At 71.6% G+C, this 6,249-nt stretch carries 6 protein-coding genes; all 6 read right to left on the reverse strand.

All coding sequences use genetic code 11. From position 1 onward, the window contains the following. Nucleotides 1–98 precede the first annotated feature (98 nt). A complete protein-coding gene (locus QK440_RS10435; RefSeq protein ID WP_282792736.1) occupies nt 99–707 on the reverse strand; it encodes a Uma2 family endonuclease in 609 nt (202 codons plus the stop codon). Between the two features lie 156 nt (nt 708–863). Beyond that, nucleotides 864–1,634 (reverse strand): succinate dehydrogenase iron-sulfur subunit, encoded by a 771-nt coding sequence (locus tag QK440_RS10440; protein ID WP_282792737.1) that lies wholly within the window; start codon nt 1,632–1,634, stop codon nt 864–866. Beyond that, on the reverse strand, nt 1,634–3,388 hold the full coding sequence (gene sdhA, locus QK440_RS10445; RefSeq protein WP_282792738.1) for a succinate dehydrogenase flavoprotein subunit: 1,755 nt from the start codon (nt 3,386–3,388) through the stop codon (nt 1,634–1,636). Before sdhA ends, QK440_RS10440 begins: the two co-directional genes overlap by 1 nt. Before the next feature lie 16 nt (nt 3,389–3,404). Continuing rightward, complete coding sequence (locus QK440_RS10450) at nt 3,405–3,887, reverse strand: succinate dehydrogenase hydrophobic membrane anchor subunit (RefSeq protein ID WP_190134882.1); 483 nt, start codon at nt 3,885–3,887, stop codon at nt 3,405–3,407. A gap of 8 nt (nt 3,888–3,895) precedes the next feature. Next, complete coding sequence (gene sdhC / locus QK440_RS10455; RefSeq protein ID WP_138961444.1) at nt 3,896–4,276, reverse strand: succinate dehydrogenase, cytochrome b556 subunit; 381 nt, start codon at nt 4,274–4,276, stop codon at nt 3,896–3,898. 148 nt (nt 4,277–4,424) lie between these two features. Beyond that, nucleotides 4,425–4,940, reverse strand: a complete 516-nt coding sequence (locus tag QK440_RS10460) for a 2-oxo-4-hydroxy-4-carboxy-5-ureidoimidazoline decarboxylase (RefSeq protein WP_282792750.1) — start codon at nt 4,938–4,940, stop codon at nt 4,425–4,427. Nucleotides 4,941–6,249: the final 1,309 nt, after the last annotated feature.

The following is a 6,249-nucleotide window of genomic DNA, read 5'->3' on the forward strand; positions in this document are numbered from 1 at the left end:
ACGCCGTCTTCCGGCGTCACTTTCGCGAACTCGACGACAGCCGCCACGCCGCCGCCCGGCGGGGAAGGCTGGGGCGGGAGCGGACGGACTCGTAGACCTCAGCCGTTCCTGGCCCTGCCTGCCTCCAGGATGGCCGCCACGTCCAGGGACACCTTCGCGCCGATGGAGTCGGGCAGGGTGACCGCCTGGCCGGGAGCGTAGACCTGGTGATTGGCGTAGCCGTCCGCCTCGGGGTCGGTCAGGACGTGCAGCCGCTGATGCTTGCGGTCGATGATGACGTACACGGGGATCTTGGCCTCGGCGTACGCGGAGACTTTGGTACGCAGGTCCGTCTGGTAGTTGCTGGAGGTGACCTCCAGGGCCAGGCGGAAGATCGCGGGGTCGTAGCACCCGTTCTCGATGTAGTGATCCCGATAGTCGGCGTCCACGACAGCCAGGTCCGGGATCGCGTAGTCCTCGGCACCGGTGGGCAACCAGAGGCCGAAGGCCTGGATAACCCGTGTGTCTGTGCCGTGGAGCCCCGCTGAGAGAAACGGCAGCATGAGGTCCGTCAGGACATCGCCGTGGGGACCGTCTGCGGACGGGGTCATGAGGAGCTGGCCTCCGATGATCTCGACGCGGTAGCCCGGGTTGCGGTCCCTGAGGCGGTTGGCCTCCGCGATCAGCGATCGGTCGTCGTGCGGCTGCTCGACGGATGCAGCGGACATCGCGGGCCTCCTGATGAGGGCTGGGGTCGAGAGCATCATCGTAGGACGGTCCGCACCCCCGTGTCCGGACCCGCATCGTTCGCCAGAACGGGTGAGGGCCCCGCCCCCGGTACGGAACCGGGGTGCGGGGCCCTCGCCCGGGCGGAGCCGGAGGGATCAGTAGCGGCGCGTGATCAGTGCCCGCTTGACCTCCTGGATCGCCTTCGTGACCTCGATGCCACGGGGGCAGGCGTCCGTGCAGTTGAACGTGGTGCGGCAGCGCCACACGCCGTCCTTGTCGTTGAGGATCTCCAGGCGCTGCTCGCCCGCCTCGTCACGGCTGTCGAAGATGAAGCGGTGCGCGTTCACGATCGCGGCCGGGCCGAAGTATTGGCCGTCGTTCCAGAACACCGGGCAGGACGACGTGCACGCGGCGCACAGGATGCACTTCGTGGTGTCGTCGAAGCGCTCGCGGTCCTCGGCGGACTGCAGGCGCTCCCGGGTCGGCTCGTTACCGGTCGTCACCAGGAAGGGCATGACGTCCCGGTAGGCCTGGAAGAACGGCTCCATGTCCACGACCAGGTCCTTCAGGACCGTCAGGCCCTTGATGGGCTCGACCGTGATGGGCTTGGCCGGGTTGATGTCCTTGATCAGGGTCTTGCAGGCCAGGCGGTTCTTGCCGTTGATGCGCATGGCGTCCGAGCCGCAGATGCCGTGCGCGCACGAGCGGCGGAACGTCAGCGAGCCGTCGAGCTCCCACTTGATCTTGTGGAGGCCGTCGAGGACGCGCTCCTTGGGGTCGATCTCGAACTGGAAGTCTTCCCAGACCGCGTCCGCCGAGACCTCGGGGTTGAAGCGGCGGATGCGGAACGTGACCGTGATGTACGGGGAGTCGGCGAAGCCCGCCTCGGGCTTGGCGTCTTCCTTCGCGAGGGTCGGGGTTGCCATCAGTACTTACGCTCCATCGGCTGGTAGCGGGTCTGGACGACCGGCTTGTAGTCGAGGCGGATCGAGTCCTTGCCGTCGTCGGCGACCTCGCGGTACGCCATGGTGTGGCGCATGAAGTTGACGTCGTCGCGGTTCGGGTAGTCCTCGCGGTAGTGACCGCCGCGGGACTCCTTGCGCGCCAGCGCCGAGACGGCCATGACCTCGGCGAGGTCGAGCAGGTTGCCCAGCTCGATGGCCTCCAGCAGGTCCGTGTTGAACCGCTTGCCCTTGTCCTGGACCGAGACGTTCTTGTAGCGCTCGCGCAGCTCGCCGATCTTCTCGACGGCCGTCTTGATGGTCTGCTCCGTACGGAAGACCATGACGTTCGCGTCCATCGTCTCCTGCAGCTCCTTGCGGAGCACGGACACGCGCTCGGTGCCCGTGGACGCGCGCAGCCGCTCCACCAGGTCCATCACGAACTGCGCCGGGTTCTCCGGCAGCTCCACGTAGTCGGCCTTCGCCGAGTACTCCGCGGCGGCGATGCCCGCGCGGCGCCCGAAGACGTTGATGTCGAGCAGCGAGTTGGTGCCCAGGCGGTTGGCGCCGTGCACCGACACGCAGGCGACCTCGCCGGCGGCGTACAGGCCCGGGACCACGGTCGTGTTGTCGGCGAGCACCTCGCCCTCGACGTTCGTCGGGATGCCGCCCATGGCGTAGTGCGCGGTCGGCTGGATCGGGATCGGGTCCGTGTACGGCTCGATGCCGAGGTACGTGCGCGCGAACTCGGTGATGTCCGGCAGCTTGGCGTCGAGCTGCTCCGGCGGCAGGTGGGTCAGGTCCAGGTAGACGTGGTCGCCCTCGGGACCGCAGCCGCGGCCCTCGCGGATCTCCGTGTAGATGGACCGGGACACGACGTCACGCGACGCCAGGTCCTTCATCACCGGCGCGTACTTCTCCATGAAGCGCTCGCCGTCCTTGTTGCGCAGGATGCCGCCCTCGCCGCGGGCGCCCTCCGTGAGCAGGATGCCCATGCGCCAGATGCCGGTCGGGTGGAACTGGAAGAACTCCATGTCCTCCAGCGGCAGGCCGCGCCGGTAGCAGGCGGCCTGGCCGTCACCGGTCAGGGTGTGCGCGTTCGACGTCACCTTGAAGAACTTGCCGGTGCCGCCGGAGGCGTAGATGACCGCCTTCGCCTGGAAGACGTGGATCTCGCCGGTGGCCAGCTCGTACGCGACCACGCCGGCGGACTTCTTGACGCCGTCGACCTCGGTGATGAGCTGGTCCAGGACGTAGAACTCGTTGAAGAACTCCACGCCCTCCTTGACGCAGTTCTGGTACAGCGTCTGGAGGATCATGTGGCCCGTGCGGTCCGCCGCGTAGCAGGACCGGCGCACCGGCGCCTCGCCGTGGTTGCGGGAGTGCCCGCCGAAGCGGCGCTGGTCGATGGTGCCGTCCGGGGTCCGGTTGAACGGCAGGCCCATCTTCTCCAGGTCGAGGACCGCGTCGATGGCCTCCTTCGCCAGGATCTCGGCGGCGTCCTGGTCGACCAGGTAGTCACCGCCCTTGATCGTGTCGAAGGTGTGCCACTCCCAGTTGTCCTCCTCCACGTTCGCCAGCGCGGCGGCCATGCCGCCCTGCGCGGCGCCCGTGTGGGAGCGGGTGGGGTACAGCTTGGTGAGCACGGCGGTGCGGCTGCGCTTCGTCGCCTCGATGGCGGCGCGCATGCCCGCGCCGCCCGCGCCGACGATGACGGTGTCGTACTTGTGAATCTTCACGGGGGTCGCCTCGGCTCTAGCGGATGTTCGGGTCGAAGGTGAAGATCACCAGCGTGCCCAGGAGGATGGTGAACACCGTGGCGGTGTACAGCAGGCCCTTGAGCCACAGACGCGTGTTCGGGCGCTCGGCGTAGTCGTTGATGACCGTCCGCAGGCCGTTCGCGCCGTGCAGCATCGCGAGCCACAGCATCAGCAGGTCCCAGACCTGCCAGAACGGGGACGCCCAGCGGCCCGCGACGAAGGCGAAGCCGATCTTCGAGACACCGCCGTCCAGCACGAGCTGGATGAGCAGGTGGGTGATGACCAGGACGACGAGGACGACGCCGGACAGGCGCATGAACAGCCACGCGGCCATCTCGAAGTTGCCGCGGGTGGAGCGCGGCGTCTTCGCGGTCCGCTTGCGCGGGGCCTCGATGACGGGGGCCGGGTTGTCGGCGTCGTAGAGGGAGGCGCCCTCGACGGGGCCCACTCCGGACTTCTCAAGCGTGGTGTCGGACATGTCTGGCCTCAGCTCCCGAAGAGTTCACGGACGGCGTGGCCGAGGACCGGGTACAGCGCGCCCACCATCAGGACGACCCAGATGCCCACGACGGTCCAGAGCATCTGCTTCTGGTAGCGCGGGCCCTTCGACCAGAAGTCGACGGCGATGACCCGCAGGCCGTTGAGCGCGTGGAAGAGGATGGCGGCGACGAGGCCGTACTCGAGGAGCGCGACGATCGGCGTCTTGTAGGTCGCCACGACCTCGTCGTACGCCTCGGGGGAGACACGGACGAGAGCGGTGTCGAGGACATGTACGAACAGGAAGAAGAAGATGAGGACACCGGTGACTCGATGAGCCACCCATGACCACATGCCTTCCCGGCCGCGGTACAGCGTTCCAGCCGGCACGGAAGAACCCTCCGGGAGCGGGGATTGGGGCCGGCCGGCTTCTCTGTCGGACGAGCCCGGCCGGGTACGGTCCACCGGCCGCTCGTCATCGTATCGACGAGTTGTCGGCTCCCTCGCCCGGGGTCCGCTGGTGTGATCAAACAGGCAATCAAACTGGTACGTACGGGCTATCGCTGCGTGATGTACGCGGTTCCCCCGGGAGCCGCGGCCAGTGGTGCACGAGCCGGGTGAGCCGGGCCCGGGCCAGGCGCCGCAGCTCGTCCGCGGCCACCGCGCGCTCCTCCTCCCGGTCGTTGCCGAGCCGGTCGCGCAGGGAGGCGAGCAGGTGGTCGAGGGCCTCGCCCGGGGCGACGCCCGCCAGGCAGATCACGAAGGCGTGCCCGAAGCGGCTCTCGTACGCGGCGTGCGCGGCGCGCAGGGCGGTGGCCGCGGCGGAGTAGGCGCTGCCCGGCGGCAGCACCGGCTCCAGCGGCTCGGCGGCCAGGGCCTCGGTGAGATCGTCGGGCGTCAGGTCGTACGCGGCCTCGTCGGCGGCGGCGAGCAGGGCGTCCAGGTCGGGGTAGGGCCGGTGCGCGGCGACCTGCCGCGCCCAGTGAAGGCTCCCGCAGCACGCCGCCAGGGCCCGGCGGGCCTCGTCGGGCGGTGCCGCGTTGAGGAGGCGCAGGGGGTCGCGCGGGGCGGGGCCGGGGGGGCCGGGGGGGTTCCGCGGGGTGGGTGCCGGTATGGCGTGGTGCGGCGGCAGCGGGGGCTCCTCGCGGAGGGCGGTGCGGGTGGGTGGACGGGGGGAACGCTAGCGGGGGGCTCGGGGTGGTGTCCGGGGGCTGCGGGGGATCGGCGTGGCGGAACCATCCGGATGGGGGAGTTTGCGCTTGGGGGGTGGACGGGGTGCGGGGGGGGGCTTCGGCGGTTCTTGCCCACCCACCCGCCCGTGCGGGGCGGGGGTCTGGGTGGGCCTTGGCGCGGGTCCTGCGGGTGCTGCGGGTCCTGCGGGTGGGGCGGGTGCTGCGGGTGGGTGGTCGGGTGTTCGCCGCTGCCGCGGCGGGGTTTGCCCCCCCCCCCCCCCGGCCGGGGGGGGGGGGGGGCGGGGGGGGGGGGGGGGGGGGGGGGGGGGGGGGGGGGGGGGGCGGGGGGGGGGGGGGGGGGGGTGGGGTGTTCGCCGCTGCCGCGGCGGGGTTTCCCACCCGCCCGCCCGTGCCTGGGGGGTGTCCTGCCCGGGGTGGGCGGGGGGGGCTGCGGGGGGGGTGGCTGGGTGTCCGGGGCTGTGGCGGCGGGGTTTTTCCGCCTGCTCGCCCGTGGCGGCCCTACCTTCCGGTGGGTCCGGCGCGGGGTTCTGCGGGTGGTGGTCCGCTGTGCGCCGCTGTCGCGGCGGGGATTCCCACCCACCCGCCCGTGCCTGGGTAGGGGCGGGTCCGGGCTTGGCGCGGGTGCTGTGGGTGGGTGGCTGCCTTCTGGCCGAGCCCCGGCGGGGGTGTCTGTGGTGAGGGGCGAGGCGAGTACTCAGCGGCAGCGCTGTGCGTCGGGCTCGGCTGGGGGCGTGGCCGTCATGGGTGGGTGGGTGGGAAGTGCTGCCGCGGTGGCGGCGGGTGCTGGGCGCTGGGCGGCAGCGCTTTGCGTTGGGGCTCGGCTGTGAGGTGTGGCCGTCATGGGTGGGTGGGTGGGAGATACCGCCGCGGTAGCGGCGGAGAGCGCTTCGCGTCGGGGCCTTGCCGGAGTTCGGGGCAGGTGCGGGTGGGCGGCGCCGCGACGGGGCGGCGCGGCGCGGGCGTGGGCGGGCCGGAGGGGGTCCGCGGGATCGCGGTGCGGGGGGTGAGGGGCGGGCTTAGCGTGGAGGGGTGGATGCGTTGAGGCGTGGGGGGGGGGGGGGGGAGGGGGGGGGGGGGGGGGGGGGGGGGGGGGGGGGGGGGGGGGGGGGGGGGGGGGGGGGGGTGGGGGGGGGGGGGGTGTGGGGGGGGGGGGGGGGGGGGGGGGGGGGG

The sequence above is a fragment of the Streptomyces sp. CC224B genome, assembly GCF_030010595.1.
Classification (GTDB): Bacteria; Actinomycetota; Actinomycetes; order Streptomycetales; family Streptomycetaceae; genus Streptomyces; species Streptomyces longispororuber.